15 protein-coding genes, 1 tRNA gene and 1 riboswitch are annotated in these 13,958 nt (G+C 62.3%); of the genes, 6 read left to right on the forward strand and 10 right to left on the reverse strand.

The window, feature by feature from the left end; translation table 11 throughout:
* Window positions 1-53: 53 nt before the first annotated feature.
* Window positions 54-830, forward strand: a complete 777-nt coding sequence (locus RYH70_RS05650) for an SDR family NAD(P)-dependent oxidoreductase (protein WP_063141952.1) — start codon at window positions 54-56, stop codon at window positions 828-830.
* 237 nt (window positions 831-1,067) lie between these two features.
* Here the strand turns inward: RYH70_RS05650 and uca are convergent, their stop codons facing one another.
* The 9 genes from uca to RYH70_RS05695 all read right to left on the reverse strand — a co-directional run bounded on the left by uca (window position 1,068) and on the right by RYH70_RS05695 (window position 10,841).
* Window positions 1,068-4,658 (reverse strand): urea carboxylase, encoded by a 3,591-nt coding sequence (gene uca / locus RYH70_RS05655; RefSeq protein WP_317009889.1) that lies wholly within the window; start codon window positions 4,656-4,658, stop codon window positions 1,068-1,070.
* A gap of 83 nt (window positions 4,659-4,741) precedes the next feature.
* Complete coding sequence (locus tag RYH70_RS05660; protein WP_233916951.1) at window positions 4,742-5,380, reverse strand: urea amidolyase associated protein UAAP2; 639 nt, start codon at window positions 5,378-5,380, stop codon at window positions 4,742-4,744.
* Between the two features lie 9 nt (window positions 5,381-5,389).
* On the reverse strand, window positions 5,390-6,106 hold the full coding sequence (locus RYH70_RS05665) for an urea amidolyase associated protein UAAP1 (RefSeq protein WP_022995318.1): 717 nt from the start codon (window positions 6,104-6,106) through the stop codon (window positions 5,390-5,392).
* 37 nt (window positions 6,107-6,143) lie between these two features.
* A complete protein-coding gene (locus RYH70_RS05670) occupies window positions 6,144-6,926 on the reverse strand; it encodes an ABC transporter ATP-binding protein (protein ID WP_022995319.1) in 783 nt (260 codons plus the stop codon).
* A gap of 19 nt (window positions 6,927-6,945) precedes the next feature.
* On the reverse strand, window positions 6,946-7,761 hold the full coding sequence (locus RYH70_RS05675) for an ABC transporter permease (protein ID WP_317009890.1): 816 nt from the start codon (window positions 7,759-7,761) through the stop codon (window positions 6,946-6,948).
* 39 nt (window positions 7,762-7,800) lie between these two features.
* The gene (locus tag RYH70_RS05680; protein WP_063141943.1) at window positions 7,801-8,847 is read right to left on the reverse strand and encodes a putative urea ABC transporter substrate-binding protein; all 1,047 of its coding nucleotides are present in this window, start codon (window positions 8,845-8,847) and stop codon (window positions 7,801-7,803) included.
* Window positions 8,848-8,901: 54 nt separating this feature from the next.
* Window positions 8,902-9,001: riboswitch (guanidine-I (ykkC/yxkD leader) on the reverse strand.
* A 197-nt stretch (window positions 9,002-9,198) separates the two neighbouring features.
* The gene (locus RYH70_RS05685) at window positions 9,199-9,969 is read right to left on the reverse strand and encodes a dienelactone hydrolase family protein (RefSeq protein ID WP_317009891.1); all 771 of its coding nucleotides are present in this window, start codon (window positions 9,967-9,969) and stop codon (window positions 9,199-9,201) included.
* On the reverse strand, window positions 9,966-10,316 hold the full coding sequence (locus RYH70_RS05690) for a hypothetical protein (RefSeq protein ID WP_022995323.1): 351 nt from the start codon (window positions 10,314-10,316) through the stop codon (window positions 9,966-9,968). Before RYH70_RS05690 ends, RYH70_RS05685 begins: the two co-directional genes overlap by 4 nt.
* A 96-nt stretch (window positions 10,317-10,412) precedes the next feature.
* Window positions 10,413-10,841 (reverse strand): hypothetical protein, encoded by a 429-nt coding sequence (locus RYH70_RS05695; RefSeq protein ID WP_022995324.1) that lies wholly within the window; start codon window positions 10,839-10,841, stop codon window positions 10,413-10,415.
* Window positions 10,842-10,942: 101 nt separating this feature from the next.
* Here RYH70_RS05695 and RYH70_RS05700 point away from each other — a divergent pair, with 101 nt between their 5' ends.
* From RYH70_RS05700 to RYH70_RS05720, 5 genes are read left to right on the forward strand one after another with little or no spacing between them, the layout of a single operon-like run.
* Window positions 10,943-11,260 (forward strand): GIY-YIG nuclease family protein, encoded by a 318-nt coding sequence (locus tag RYH70_RS05700; RefSeq protein ID WP_022995325.1) that lies wholly within the window; start codon window positions 10,943-10,945, stop codon window positions 11,258-11,260.
* Entirely contained in the window at window positions 11,257-11,847 is a 591-nt protein-coding gene (locus RYH70_RS05705; protein WP_026949406.1) for a LemA family protein, read from the forward strand. Before RYH70_RS05700 ends, RYH70_RS05705 begins: the two co-directional genes overlap by 4 nt.
* Window positions 11,847-12,578 (forward strand): TPM domain-containing protein, encoded by a 732-nt coding sequence (locus tag RYH70_RS05710; protein WP_022995327.1) that lies wholly within the window; start codon window positions 11,847-11,849, stop codon window positions 12,576-12,578. The genes RYH70_RS05705 and RYH70_RS05710 overlap by 1 nt, the downstream gene beginning before the upstream one ends.
* The gene (locus tag RYH70_RS05715; RefSeq protein WP_022995328.1) at window positions 12,578-13,189 is read left to right on the forward strand and encodes a TPM domain-containing protein; all 612 of its coding nucleotides are present in this window, start codon (window positions 12,578-12,580) and stop codon (window positions 13,187-13,189) included. The genes RYH70_RS05710 and RYH70_RS05715 overlap by 1 nt, the downstream gene beginning before the upstream one ends.
* Window positions 13,190-13,228: 39 nt before the next feature.
* Window positions 13,229-13,534, forward strand: coding sequence for a hypothetical protein (locus tag RYH70_RS05720; protein ID WP_063141941.1), 306 nt, complete (start codon window positions 13,229-13,231; stop codon window positions 13,532-13,534).
* 321 nt (window positions 13,535-13,855) lie between these two features.
* Here the strand turns inward: RYH70_RS05720 and RYH70_RS05725 are convergent.
* Window positions 13,856-13,932: transfer RNA gene (locus RYH70_RS05725), tRNA-Met, on the reverse strand.
* Window positions 13,933-13,958: the final 26 nt, after the last annotated feature.

The following is a 13,958-nucleotide window of genomic DNA, read 5'->3' on the forward strand; positions in this document are numbered from 1 at the left end:
GGCCTGTCCCGCCTATGCTGAACGCCGGGACTCATTGAACAGGAGCAGCGATCATGGAATTGAAAGGAAAAGTCGCCCTGGTCACCGGTGGTGGCCGGGGTATCGGGCAGGGCATTGCGCTGGCGTTGGCCGGGGCCGGCGCGGATGTGGCGGTGGCGGATTTGGATCAGACCATCGCCGAGGAAACCGCCGCCAAGGTAGAGGCCGCGGGGCGGCGTAGCGTGGCGATCTCCGTCAACGTGGCGCAGCCGGATTCGGTGCGTGCCATGGTGGAAAAGGTGGAGGCGGAGCTGGGCGGCCTGGATATCGCCGTCAATAACGCCGGTATCATCAGTATTCAGTCCATCGAGGAACTCACCGCCGAGGACTTCGACCGTATCATGGCGGTGAACGCCAAGGGGGTTTTCCTCTGTACCCAGGCCGCGGTGCGGGTGATGCGGCCGCGACGCTGGGGGCGCATCATCAACGTGGCCTCCATCGCCGGCAAGATCGGCTTCCCGGATCTGTCCCATTACACCGCGTCCAAATTCGCGGTGATCGGCTTCACCAACGCGGTGGCCAAGGAAGTGGCCCTGGACGGCATCACCGTCAACGCGTTGTGCCCGGGCATCGTTGGCACTGGCATGTGGCGTGGCGAGGATGGCCTGGCCGGGCGCTGGCGGGAAGAAGGGGAAAGCGAGGAGGCATCCTGGGCTCGCCACCAGAAAACCCTGTTGCCCCAGGGCGTGGCGCAAACCCCGGAAGACATGGGGCAACTGGCGGTGTACCTGGCCTGTGCCGAACACGTCACTGGCCAGGCTATCGCCGTGGACGGGGGCTGTACGCTCTAGTTCAGACAGAGAAAGCTCTGAATCCAGAGATTGCTACAAGGCCGCTGTAGGCGGAGATTCTATGGTGCCCAGCAACACGAATGTGGTCTCCGGTGTTGGGAGATTCGCTTGCAGGCAAGCTCCCACAGCGGCTTCGTAGTCCAAACTGTGGGAGCCAGCCTGCTGGCGAATCCCGGCCTTCCGGTGTTGGGTATTTGCTTGCAGGCAAGCTTTTACAGCGGCTGCGTGGTCCGGCTGCTAGCCCAGCACCATGATGGCCTGGCCGGCGTTGATCTGCTGGCCTTCCTGCCGCGCTATATGCAGCACCTGGCCGGCGTCCGGGGCGGTGACTTCGATCTCCATCTTCATGGATTCCAGGATTGCCACCACCTGGCCGGCTTCCACATTGTCGCCCTCGGCCACGTTGAGTTGCCAGATGTTGCCGGCGGTGGGGGATTCCACCGGCGTGCCTTCCGGCAGACCGTCGCCGTCGTCGCCATTCAGATCCTGTTGCGACTCGAAATGAATCTGGCCGCTTTCCACCCAACGTTGCAGTTCCTCTTCGAAGGCCTGGTTCCGCTGCCCGGTGAAGGCCCGGATGCTGTCGTCATTGCGCCGCAGAAAATCCTGATAAGCATTGAGGCTGAATGTGGTCTCTTCCACCTTGAGCGGGTAGTCGCCTTTGGGAAAGTCCCGGCGGATTCGTTGCAGTTCCCCGGCGCTGACTTCGTAGAAGCGAATCTGATCGAAGAACCGTAGCAGCCAGGGTTTGGTGAAGGCCTCGGTGGTGCGATAGCGATTCCACATTTGCAGGGTGCGGCCGACGAATTGATAGCCACCCGGGCCCTCCATGCCGTACACACACAAATAGGAACCGCCGATGCCGACGGAATTTTCCGCGGTCCAGGTGCGCGCCGGATTGTATTTGGTGGTGACCAGCCGGTGACGGGGATCGTAAGGCGTTGCCACCGGGGCGCCCAGGTAAACATCACCCAACCCCATCACCACATAGCTGGCCTCGAACAGAATCCGTTTGACCTCGTCGATGCTGTCGAGGCCATTGATGCGGCGGATGAATTCGATATTGCTCGGACACCAGGGCGCGTCCTTGCGCACCGATTGCATGTATTTCTGGATCGCCAGCCGGCAGGCCTCGTCGTCCCAGCTCAGTGGCAGATGAACGATACGTGACGGCACTTGCAAATCATCCTGTTGCTGCAAGGACAGTTCTGCTTCCTTCAATAGCGTTAACAGGGTGTTGCGCGGCAGCTGCCGTGGATCGAAATGAATCTGCAGGGAACGAATGCCGGGGGTCAGTTCCAGCACGCCGTCAATCCGCTGCTGCTCCAGCCACAGCATCAGGGCGTGAGCCCGGAAACGCAGGCGCAAATCCAGTTCCAGTGGACCGTATTCCACCAGCACATAACGGTCACCGGCGGCTCGGTAGACTACCTCCACACCGGCTTCCTCCTCCGGCAGGCGGTCCAGTACCGGGGTGATCACAGGGGCGGACTTCACTACCAGTTCGGGTGCGTTCAGGTGTTGCAGACAGCGGTCCTGTTCTTCACACAGACGGTCGGCGTCTTCCAGGGAGACCGGTTGAAAGCGGACTTTATCCCCGGCTTTCAGTTGTCCCAGTTTCCACAGGTCGGCTTTGATCACCGTGGCGGGACAGACAAAGCCACCGAGCGACGGACCATCCGGGCCCAGAATCACCGGCATATCGCCGGTGAAATCAATGGTACCCACCGCATAGGCGTTATCGTGGATGTTGGAAGGGTGCATGCCGGCTTCGCCGCCGTCGCTGCGGGCCCATTCCGGTTTCGGCCCCACCAGTCGTATGCCGGTGCGGCTGGAGTTGTAATGGACCTGCCAATCGCTGCTGAAGAAGGTGGCGACGTCGTTGTCGGTGAAGAAGTCCGGGGCGCCATGGGGACCGTAGATGACTCGCAATGTCCAGGTATCGCGCAGCTTCGGCTTCAGCGCGGGCGGCACCTCGATGGCTTGCGGGACCGCGCCGTGCGGGCTCAGATGCAACACATCGCCGGTGCGCAGAGCCCGGCCGCCGTGGCCGCCAAACTGACCCAGCGTAAAAGTGCTGCGTGAGCCCAGGTAGGGTTCGCATTGAATGCCGCCAGCCACGGCCAGGTAAGCGCGGGCACCGGTGCCGTTGACCTTGCCCAGCTTCAGCGTCTGGCCGGCGATCACCGTCACCGCCTGGTAGCGGGGCACGGACTCGCCGTCGAGCGTGGCGCCCATATCCGCGCCGGTCAGCGCGATCCGGGTGTCGCGGTTGAAGCGCAGGGTCGGGCCATTGAGCGTGCATTCCAGGCCGGCCGCATTCTCGTCGTTGCCCAGCAACCGGTTACCGAGGCGGAAACTGAGGCTGTCGAACGGGCCGGACGGCGGCACGCCCACCGGCCAGTAGCCGCCGCGCCCGGGATAATCCTGGACGGTGGTCAGGGTACCGCCGGCAAGGACATCCAGGGTATCGGGTTGGTAGCGGAAGTCGTTCAGATAGCGAGTGGTCATGCGGCCTTGCCGAAACGCCGGGTCGGCGAGGATCGCCAGCACATACTCGCGGTTGGTTTCGATGCCTTCCACCAGAGTGTCGCCGAGCGCTTGCTCCAGGGCAGCCAGAGCGCGCTCGCGATCATCCTCGTGAACGATGACCTTGGCCAGCATCGGGTCGTACAGCGGGGATACGGTCAGTCCCGCTTCGATCCAATGGTCCAGCCGCAGCCGTTGGCCGTCCGCTTCAGGAAAACGCACGGTGGTCAGCAGACCAGCACTGGGCTGGAAATCCTTGTTCGGATCCTCCGCATAGAGACGCACCTGGATCGAATGACCGCGCGGCGTGAGATCGCCGGCCAGGTGTTCCAGCGGCGGCAGTTCGCCGGCGGCCAGCCGCACCATCCAGGACACCAGGTCGGCGCCGTAAACCTGCTCGGTGACGCCGTGCTCCACCTGCAGGCGAGTGTTCACCTCCAGGAAGTAAAAGCGGTTGGTATCCTGGTCGAGAATGAATTCCACGGTCCCGGCGTTGCGGTACTGCACCGCCGCCATCAGACGCCGTGCGGTGTCGTGCAAAGTGCGCCGAACCTCTTCGGGAAGATTGGGCGCCGGGGTTTCCTCCACCACTTTTTGATGGCGGCGCTGGGCGGAGCAGTCACGCTCGCCGAGCGTCACCGCCTGGCCTTTTCCATCGCCGAACACCTGCACTTCGATGTGGCGGGCGCGCTCAATGTATTTTTCCAGGAACACGCCATCGTTGGAGAAGTTGTTGGCGCTGAGCCGGCGTACCGTGTCCCAGGCTTTGCGCAGCGATTCGGCATCGTGGCAAATCTGCATGCCGATACCACCGCCGCCGGCCGTGCTTTTCAACATCACCGGATAGCCGATGCCGGTGGCGGCGGCCAGCGCCTGTTCCGGATCGGTCAGCAGACCGGTGCCCGGCAGCAGCGGCACCTGATTGTCTTCCGCCAGCTTGCGGGCGGTATGTTTGAGGCCGAAGTCCCGCATCTGTTCCGGGGTGGGGCCGATAAAGGCGATGCCTTGGGCTTCGCAACGCTCGACGAAATCCGGGTTCTCACTGAGAAAACCATAGCCGGGATGCACCGCATCCACCTGCTGTTCGGCCATCAGTGTCAGTAACTTATCCTGATTCAGATAGGTGCTGGCGGCGCTGCCGTCGCCCAGACAATAAGCCTCGTCGGCCAGGCTCACGTGGCGGGAATCGGCGTCCGCGTCGGCGTAGACCGCGACGCTGGTGACGCCCAGGGTTTTCAGGGTACGGATGATTCGGGTGGCGATGGCGCCACGGTTGGCGATCAGTACCTTCTTGAACATGATGTCGGCTCTGCGGCGATGGCGGGTCGTCCCGCCGTAAGCGTCCGGCTTCCGGGGTCGTCCCCGGCGCCTTATTCCGATAGTCAGTGCCAGATCAGCACTTCGATGGGCGTGGGGTTGTAGCCGTTGCACGGGTTATTGAGCTGCGGGCAGTTGGAAATCAGCACGGTGATATCCATCAGCGCTTTCATTTCCACATACTTGCCCGGTGCGGAAATCCCGTCAGCGAAGGTGAGGCCGCCTTCGGCGGTCACCGGGACGTTCATGAAAAAATTGATGTTGTGGGTGATGTCGCGCTTGCTCAGCCCGTATTCCTCATTTTCGTTAACGGCCCGCATCCAGCTGTCCCGGCAGGCGTGCATGCAGCGCTTTTCCAGCGCGTAACGCACCGTGTTGCTTTCCGTGGCGCAGGCGCCGCCGAGGGTATCGTGGCGGCCGCAGGTGTCGGCGATGATCTCCAGCATCGGCCGGTTGCGGTTAGAGCGCAGCACGGTGCCGGCGGTGAGGAAGACGTTGCCTTGTTCGCGGATGGTGTCCATGGCGCTGTAGCGCTCGGCGGTGTCCTTGGCATTGAAAAACAGCGTGTCCGCCGCCTGGTTGCCTTCCAGATCGAGGATGCGCAGGGTCTCGCCTTCCTTCAGCACTTTAAGAAAGTAATCGCCGGCGGGGACGGTGTCGCGGAAATGAGCATCGGCGGGCTTCAGCTGACTTTCCCGAATCATGATGGTCTCCTAAAGGCCCAGGTGATAGAGGCGGTTGTTTTCGAAGGCGCGGGCGTTTTCCGGACGAAAATTCAGGCAGTAATCGTCCTTTGCCACCGGCGCGGCGGTGAGCATTTCCACCCGCACTGGTTTGCGTGGATAGTCGCTGGCGGGATTGAGCGGGTGCGGGCAGGTGTGCATCACCACCAGCGTGTCCATCTCGAAACGCAGGGTGATTTGCGCCCCGGCGCGGGCGGCGCCGGCGTCGAAACGCAGCTGTCCGTTATCGTCGGTGACCACCTTGCTGAACAGATTGAGATTGGCGGCCAGGTCTCGCTCTCCCAGGCCATATTTTGCCAACTCGGTGAGGAAACTGGCGTGGCCACTCAGAGTCCAGTCGTTGCGGTATTGCTGGTAATTGTGCTCACCGTATTTCTCCAGCAGGCGGGCATCGTCCAGGTTACCGCAGACGGTGTCGTGCCAGCCGAAGCTGTCGTCGACAATGGAAGCGAACACCCGGCCCATGTCGGAGTAGAGACAATTACCGCGGGTCAGTTTGAAGGTGTGCTGACCCTTGAGAGTGTCCGGAGCGTTGTAACGCTCCAGTTTTTCTTCCGGGTTGTAGAACAGCATGCCGACGTTGGCGCCGCCTTCCAGATCGGTGAGACGCAGAGCGGTGCCACGGCGCAGGCGAAACGACCAATGGGCGCCACCGGGCATGGTGTAGTCGTACAGCGGTTCGGTCATGAAGGTCTCCTTGTACGTTTCCAAATCAAAACGGGCGCTAGGCCATGGTGCGGGCGGTGGCGTCCGCCTGCTCCTGGATGGCCGTGAGCGTGCCTTTGTCGCAATCTCCCACTGGCAGGTCGTAGGTGATGCGCGCGCCGTAGGCGCCGGGGGCTTGCGGGTCCAGGCGGGTCTTGTCGAATACCCACAGCCGGGTACCGAGGTAAAAGCCTTCGGCGAGGTCATGGGTGACCATGAAGATGGTCAGGCCCTGTTGCCGCCACAGATCCAGCACCAGGTGATGCATGTCGCGGCGGATGCCGGGATCGAGCGCGCCGAAGGGTTCGTCCAGCAGCAAAATGCGCGGCCGTTTCATCAATGCCTGGGCGATGGCCAGACGCTGTTGCATGCCACCGGACAGCTCGTGGGGAAACTTGCCGGCGGCCTGGGTCAGCCCCACGGATTCCAGCATGGCCATGGCGGCGTCCTTCAAGGCTTTGCGTTTGCCGCCGAAGGCGCGGCCGATGAGTTTGTGTCGGTGCAACTCGTCGGCCAGCATGACGTTTTCCAGCGCGCTCAGATGCGGCAGCACGGAATAGCGTTGGAACACGATGCCGCGGGTCTCGTCCGGCTGATCCGGGATCGGCGCGCCGTCCAGCAGCAACTTGCCCCGGCTGGGCGATTCGGTGCCGAGCAGCATTTTCAGAAAGGTGGTCTTGCCGCAGCCGGAGGCGCCGACCAGGGTGACGAATTCCCCTTCCCGCACCTCGGCGTTGAGGCGTTCCAGCACCACCTGGTCGCCGTATTCCTTCCACAGATTGTTCATTTCGATGATAGCCATGGGCTTCTCCTCGCTTTGCTCAGTGGCTGCCGTGGAACCAGGGGTAACGCCAGCGGGAATAGCGGGCCAGCAGGAAGTCGATGGCGAACGCCAGCAGGGTGATCCAGAGCACGTAGGGCAGGATCACGTCCATGGACAGGTAGCGGCGCACCAGGAAGATGCGATAACCCAGCCCTTCGGTGGCGGCGATGGCTTCGGCAGCGATCAGGAACAGCCAGGCGGAGCCCAATGACAGCCGCACCGCACTGATCAGGCGCGGCATGATCTGCGGCCATACCAGACGCAGAATGATCTGCCAGGTGTTGGCGCCGAGCGTTTGCATCTTGATCACCTGCTCGGCGGGGATCTCCCGGGCCCTTTGCTGCAAGTCGCGGATCAGAAAAGGCGTAATGCCGATGATGATCAGCATCACCTTGGCCAGTTCGCCGAGCCCGAACAGAATGAACAGGATCGGCAGGATCGCCATCGGCGGCACCAGCGACAGCCCGGTGATCAGCGGGGACAACCCGGCGCGGGCATAGGGCAGGGTGCCGGTGACAATGCCGAAGACCAGTCCCATCAAGGCGCTGATGCCGACGCCGATGGCCAGGCGGGTGAGGCTGGCCAGGGTATCCGCCCATAACAGGTACTCGCCGCTGCGCCTGCTGGGTTCGAACGCCATGCGTTGAATGGCATCGCCCATGGCACTGAACGCCGGCAGCAGTTTGTCGTTGGGGTTGGCTTCCAGGCGGGCGTCGGAAGCCAGCAGGTACACCACCAGCAGAAGGGCGAAGGGCAACAGCCCCAGCGCCCAGGTGGCGACCCGTCCGGGTTGCCGGTTGATCAACTTCTTCATGGCGACTCCTGTGGGCGGTGACAAGGCACGAGGGGCCGGTTACAGCTCACCCTCGGCGGCCATCGTCATGTAGGTCGGGTCAAAGCGCAGTTTGATATTGCCGTTGTTGCCGTAGACGCCGGCGGGGGTTTCCACGCCAACGAAGCCGGCATCCGGGGCGCCTTCGCCGAGCAGACCGTGGTCAAAAGAGAATTCCGCCACTTTCTGCATGGTGTCCTTCAGCGCCGGGCTGTTGGTGAAGGTGACCGCGTCCTCGGCTTTGTCGAACAGGCGGGTGGCGTCGAGCTGCATCCGCAGGCCGTCCAGGTCGGTGGCGGCGACATTGGCCAGATGCTGGCGGAAGCCGCTGTCATTGAGGTGCCCCATGATTTCGTACCAGGCGCCGGTGAGCGCTTTGCCCAGGGCTGGATTGGCTTTCAGGGTGTCGGTGTTCACCACCATCAGATCAATGATTTCGCCGGGAATTTTGGAAGAGTCGAACACCAGATTGGCTTCCGGAGACTCCTTGATTGTACCCAGCAGCGGATTCCAGGTGGCCAGGGCGGTCACGTCGGGGGTATTGAAAGCGGATACCAGATCGGCGTCGGCGGTGTTGACCACGGTGATATCGCGCTCGCTGAGTCCCACGCTGTCCAGCGCCCGGGCCAGCAGGTAGTGGGAGACGGACAGTTCCACCAGATTGACGCGACGGCCCTTGATGGCCTCGAGTTTATCGGCGTCCTTGAGCACGATGCCGTCGTTGCCGTTGGAGAAGTCACCAACGATCAGCGCGGTGCTGTCGACGCCGCCGGCGGCGGGGATGGTCAGGGCGTCCATGTTGGTCATGGTGCAACCGTCGAACTGGCCGGCGGTGTACTGGTTGATGGACTCGATGTAGTCGTTGATCTGTACCACTTCGATGTCGATGTCGTACTTGTCCGCCCATTTGTCGACGATGCCTTCGGCGGCGCCGTAGTCCCAGGGCAGCCAGCCCACGTAGATGGACCAGCAGACCTTGAAACTGTCCCGGGCCTGGGCCTGGGCAGGGGTGGCGAGCGTCAGGGCGAGCAGGGCGGTGGTGCAGACGGTGGTGAGCAAACGGGTCATGTCGGACCTCCTGGGTTACGGACGAAGAGGAATCCAATGACAGGTGTCATCGTGTCCTCCCGGGCTTTTGTCCCGCCGTGTAACCTTCAGCGAAGGTCGACTGCTCTCGGACCAGGCATCGGCGGCGCCGATCGGAACCCTAGCGGTCTATTGGAAGCAAATTGTCGAGTGTGGATGGCCACCGGCCATTCGATTCCTCACGCCGGTATACCAGCAAGAGCGGTGCCAAATCGGTGCAGGCCAGGGATTGCGGGGGATCGGGGGAGGAAAAACGGGGTGGAGGGCCTGCGGATGGGGCGGGCATGGCGCCAGTTTGGTGCGCCATGCCCGAAGGTGGTGCATTCAGGGGCGTCAGGGTGTGCTATCGAGAAACTCCGTCAGCGCCCGCCAGCTCTCCCGGTCGGCTTCGGCGTCGTAGGCCAGGGGCATGTCGAAACGCTGACCAAACTGATCCGCCTCGGGATTGGTGAAGCCGTGCTTGGCGTCGGGGAAGCTGAGCAGCTGATATTCCGCGCCGGCGTTGCTCAGTTCCTCCACCAGTGCCGAGACCTGCTCCGGTGGCACCATGGGGTCGGCCTGCCCGGTGGCCACCAGGATGCGTGCCTTGATGTCGCCGGGACCCGCTGGATTTTGCGTCGCCAGGGTGCCGTGGAAGCTGGCCACGCCGGCCAGATCATTGCCCCTGCGGGCCTGCTCCAGCACCACGCCGCCACCGAAACAGTAGCCCACCGCGTAAATCCGGTTGTCATCCACATACTGCATCTTGCGCAGCAGCGTCTTGGCGGCATTGAAGCGGGCGGTCATCTTTTCCGGCTCTGCCAGGGCCTGCTCCATGAACGCCTTGGCGTCCTTGGGGTGCTGCGCCACTTTTTCGTTGTACATGTCCACGGCCAGTGCCACGTAGCCTTCCGCGGCCAGTTGCCGGCTCCGGTTGCGGATGTAATTGTTCAGCCCCCACCATTCGTGGACCACGATGACCCCGGCGGTAAGCCGTTCCTGGTCCTCGTCCATGTACAGTACGCCAGTGCCGACGCCGCCGGGGAGGTTCACTTTCTGTTCGATAATGTCGGCGTGGACCAGGGAACCGAGCAGCAGCAGGCTCAGCGCGATCAGGCGGTTCATGAATTCTCCTTGTCCGGGGTGTCGGGGGCGGTGGTGGCGTCTTCCCAGACCCAGCGTAAAGGCTCACCGAAGTCATCATAGATCAGCCGGCGGCGCGGCGCGGCGGATCGGGCGCGGCGGACCTTGGGCTTATGCTTGCGGGCGTCGATGGTGGCGGCCAGCCGTGACAAATCGGTACGCGGGGGCCTGGGCGTGTGGCTGAACGGAGATAATGGTCGGGCACCTCGCGGGGGCTCGCCGCTGGTGCCGGGGGGCACGCGCTTGATACTCCCGCCCCGGGACAGAAAACGCTCCATATCCCGGCGCAGTCGCTCGCGCTGCTGTTCCTTGGTGGTACGCACTTTCATGGGGAAGGCGAATCATCGGCGTGGACGACCTTCAAAGATAGCAGCGCGGCGACGGGAAGGCCACCGGCGAAGATCGCTGGTGGCGCATTTCCCGGGTTAAAGCGCGGTTCGTGGGCGTTTGGGAATAGTGGTGCTGTCCTCGGCGCCACTGTTGTCGGCGCTGCCACCGGCGCGTAGGGGGTGACAGTTTTCAATCACCACCTGACCCTCCAGCAGATTGCCACGGGAGTATTCACGGAAAATACAGCGGTTGGTCTCCGGGTCGTAGTTCTCGATCCACAGATTATCGCCTTTCCAGGTGGCGGCGATGTGCTGCTGCCCCGCCGGCACGCTCAGCGTCATGGTGCCGCCCAGCCGCTTGACGAAGATCTGCTCGAGCCAGAAGTAATACAGCACGGTGCCCGCCAGCCACACCAGCACCGCCAGAATCACCGCCGGTTTCCACTTGCCCATGCGGGCACCGACCAGGAACAGACTGAGAAAAATCAGGATCGCAACCAGTACCCAATAGAGATAAGTAATCATGCGTGTCTCCGGAAATCCTTGTATTGTAGTGTCGCCGCCTTCGCTGGCGGAGCTGGGTATGTTTTGATGATAGCAACTGTCGACGCGGGAGATGTAAAACCATGCAACAGTGGTGGGTTTATATACTGCGCTGCGTGGACGGTTCACTGTATACCGGCGTCACCACGGATGTGGAGCGCCGTCACCGGGAGCACAATGAAGGCCCCCGTGGCGCCCGTTATACTCGGGCACGGCGGCCGGTGACCCTGGTTTGGCGGGCGGCGGTGGCGGATCGCGCCAGCGCCTGCCGGCTCGAAGCCCGCATCAAGGCGCAGCCGCGCACCGTCAAGGAGCGGTTGCTGGCCATTGGGCAAAGCAATACAAACGATGTTCAGGAAGTGCTGGACGTCCTCGGTTTGGATATGGAGACCCCGCAATGAAGCATTGGCGTTTTGTCCTGTTGCTGTCGATTCTGTTCGGCGTTACCGGCTGCGGCATCAATAACATTCCCACCTATGACGAGCAGGTGAAGGCCGCCTGGGGACAGGTGGAAAACCAGTATCAGCGGCGCGCGGATCTGGTGCCCAACCTGGTCAGTACGGTACGGGGCTACATGGAACACGAGCGGGATGTGCTGGTGGAGGTCACCGAAGCCCGCGCGAAGGTCGGTTCCATTCAGGCCGATGAAAGTCTGATCAACGACCCGCAAAAGCTGCAGCAGTTCGAGGCGGCGCAGCAGCAACTCGGTTCTGCTTTGCAGCGCCTGATGGTGGTGGTGGAGCGCTACCCGGATCTCAAGGCCAACCAGAATTTCCTGGCCTTGCAATCGCAGTTGGAAGGCACCGAGAACCGCATCGCCGTGGCGCGCCGGGACTACATCACCGCGGTGCAGCAATACAATACCGAGATTCGCACCTTCCCGGGTCGTATCTGGCACAGCATGCTGTACAGTGAGATGGAAGTACGGCCTTCCTTCGAAGCCACCACGGAAGGGGCGGAACAAGCGCCCCAGGTTAACTTCAACTGATGCGACTACTGCTCTGCACTCTGCTGATGCTGGTGCTGCCCTCCGCCTGGGCGGCACCGGAATTCCCCGCTCTGACCGGCCGCGTGGTGGATAATGCCGGGTTGCTGTCGCCGCAACAGGCCCGGGCACTGGAACAGCGCCTGGCCGAGGCCGAGAGCCGCACCTCCAACCAGGTCGTCGTGGTGACCCTGCCGGATCTGCAGGGCTACGCCATCGAGGACTATGGTTATCAGTTGGGTCGGGCCTGGGGGATCGGTCAGGCCGAACATGACAACGGCGCCTTGCTGATCATCGCGCCCAAGGAACGCAAGATTCGCATCGAGGTGGGCTACGGCCTTGAAGGTGTGCTCACCGATGCGTTGTCCCACGCCATTATTCAGAACGAAATCCAGCCCGCGTTCCGTCAAGGGGACTACTTCACCGGGATCGAACAGGGGGCCGCGGCCATTCTTGCCGCCATCGATGGCGAGTACACCGCCCCGGCCAGGAAAGCCAATAAGGGCAGTAACCTCCAGGCATTGATCTATCTGATCGTATTGGTGGTGTTGACCATGCTGCTGACCTTCGGCGGCGGCGGACGCGGCGGTGGTCGTCGTGGGCGAGGCCTGCTGGCACCGATTGCCATTGGCGGAATGGGCGGCTTTGGCGGCGGCGGTGGTGGTTTCGGCGGCGGCGGCTTCGGCGGTGGAGGCGGCGGCTTTGGGGGCGGTGGCGCCTCGGGAGGCTGGTGATGTTATTGAATGAAGAGAACCAAAACCGGGTGTCCCGCGCCATTGCCGCGGTGGAAAAGGACACCGACGCCGAGCTGGTGACGGTGCTGGCCCGGCAGGCGGACAATTATCGCTATATTCCGATGATGTGGGCGGCGCTGCTGTCCCTGCTGGTGCCACTGATCCTCGCCTTCACGCCGATCTGGCTGGCTCCGCTGGAAGTGCTGCTGGCACAGTGGACCACCCTGGTGGTGCTGGCGCTGGTGTTCCGCTGGCCGCCGCTGATGATGCGGCTGGTGCCCGCCTCGGTGAAACAGCGCCGCGCCGCGGACCTGGCCCGGCGGGTGTTTCTGGATCAGGGGCTGCACCACACCAAGGGCGGCACCGGCGTCTTGATCTTCGTCTGCGAAGCGGAGCACTACGTGGAAATCCTGGCGGACCAGGGCATTGCCCGCCACGTGCCCAACGAACGCTGGCAGTCCATCGTCGATACCTTCACGGCTCACGTGAAGGCCAGGGATACCCTGAATGGCTTCCTGGAATGCGTGGCCAGCTGTGGCGATGAGTTGATCACCCACGTGCCGGCCACCGAGCAGAAGAATGAACTGCCCAATCATCTGATTGTGCTGTAAGAAACGTGTTGTAAGAAAAAGGCGCCGTAGGGAAGGGACATGGAGAGCGTGGAGCTCGTATTCGAAATGACCACCTGGGATTACATCACCATGGTGTTCTGGTGGCTGTTTCCGTTGCTGTTCAGCGTGGGCTATACCTTTGCGTTCCGGCGGCGCCTGTATCTCCACCTCGGGTTCGCCGTATTGGCCACCGTATGCGGATACGCCGGCTATGCCGGTATACCGTTCATCTGGGGGCAATCCGGTCCGGTGGTCAATGCGCTCTCCACCTGGTGGGTCATCTGCTGCCCCTTCGTGCTACACCTGATCCGGGCCTTCCGGGTCCCGGGTAACGCCTGCGGTTAGACGGAACTGGGTTTCTTGTACTCATATACGAGTAAAAAGAGCCTTTAATCTCGTTTTTTACTCGTATATGAGTAAAGCTCCCTTCGTGGTGCTCTATCTGAGTTCGTGCGCGTTAAGAGGCGAGTCCGGACCGTCAGAAACAAAAAAGGCTGCTCAATTGAGCAGCCTTTCCTGGATATATGGTAGCAAGGGGCGGACTTGAACGGGCAGGCCGCCTGCGCCGACCCCAGCCCAGAAAAAGCAGTGTCGGCCCCTGGATCAGAACCTTGGCCCGCCTGAAACAAAAAAGGCTGCTCAACTGAGCAGCCTTTCCTGGATATTTGGTAGCAAGGGGCGGACTTGAACCGCCGACCCCAGCATTATGAGTGCTGTGCTCTAACCAGCTGAGCTACCTTGCCATGTTTCAAGGCCGCGAATTGTCCGT

Source organism: Alloalcanivorax xenomutans (genome assembly GCF_032810065.1).
Classification (GTDB): domain Bacteria; phylum Pseudomonadota; class Gammaproteobacteria; order Pseudomonadales; family Alcanivoracaceae; genus Alloalcanivorax; species Alloalcanivorax xenomutans.

Excerpts from the sequence above, each read along its gene's own strand:
- RYH70_RS05650 (WP_063141952.1), top strand. The coding sequence starts at position 54 with ATGGAATTGAAAGGAAAAGTCGCCCTGGTCACCGGTGGTGGCCGGGGT.
- uca (WP_317009889.1), bottom strand. The coding sequence starts at position 4,658 with ATGTTCAAGAAGGTACTGATCGCCAACCGTGGCGCCATCGCCACCCGA.
- RYH70_RS05660 (WP_233916951.1), bottom strand. The coding sequence starts at position 5,380 with ATGATTCGGGAAAGTCAGCTGAAGCCCGCCGATGCTCATTTCCGCGAC.
- RYH70_RS05665 (WP_022995318.1), bottom strand. The coding sequence starts at position 6,106 with ATGACCGAACCGCTGTACGACTACACCATGCCCGGTGGCGCCCATTGG.
- RYH70_RS05670 (WP_022995319.1), bottom strand. The coding sequence starts at position 6,926 with ATGGCTATCATCGAAATGAACAATCTGTGGAAGGAATACGGCGACCAG.
- RYH70_RS05675 (WP_317009890.1), bottom strand. The coding sequence starts at position 7,761 with ATGAAGAAGTTGATCAACCGGCAACCCGGACGGGTCGCCACCTGGGCG.
- RYH70_RS05680 (WP_063141943.1), bottom strand. The coding sequence starts at position 8,847 with ATGACCCGTTTGCTCACCACCGTCTGCACCACCGCCCTGCTCGCCCTG.
- RYH70_RS05685 (WP_317009891.1), bottom strand. The coding sequence starts at position 9,969 with ATGAACCGCCTGATCGCGCTGAGCCTGCTGCTGCTCGGTTCCCTGGTC.
- RYH70_RS05690 (WP_022995323.1), bottom strand. The coding sequence starts at position 10,316 with ATGAAAGTGCGTACCACCAAGGAACAGCAGCGCGAGCGACTGCGCCGG.
- RYH70_RS05695 (WP_022995324.1), bottom strand. The coding sequence starts at position 10,841 with ATGATTACTTATCTCTATTGGGTACTGGTTGCGATCCTGATTTTTCTC.
- RYH70_RS05700 (WP_022995325.1), top strand. The coding sequence starts at position 10,943 with ATGCAACAGTGGTGGGTTTATATACTGCGCTGCGTGGACGGTTCACTG.
- RYH70_RS05705 (WP_026949406.1), top strand. The coding sequence starts at position 11,257 with ATGAAGCATTGGCGTTTTGTCCTGTTGCTGTCGATTCTGTTCGGCGTT.
- RYH70_RS05710 (WP_022995327.1), top strand. The coding sequence starts at position 11,847 with ATGCGACTACTGCTCTGCACTCTGCTGATGCTGGTGCTGCCCTCCGCC.
- RYH70_RS05715 (WP_022995328.1), top strand. The coding sequence starts at position 12,578 with ATGTTATTGAATGAAGAGAACCAAAACCGGGTGTCCCGCGCCATTGCC.
- RYH70_RS05720 (WP_063141941.1), top strand. The coding sequence starts at position 13,229 with ATGGAGAGCGTGGAGCTCGTATTCGAAATGACCACCTGGGATTACATC.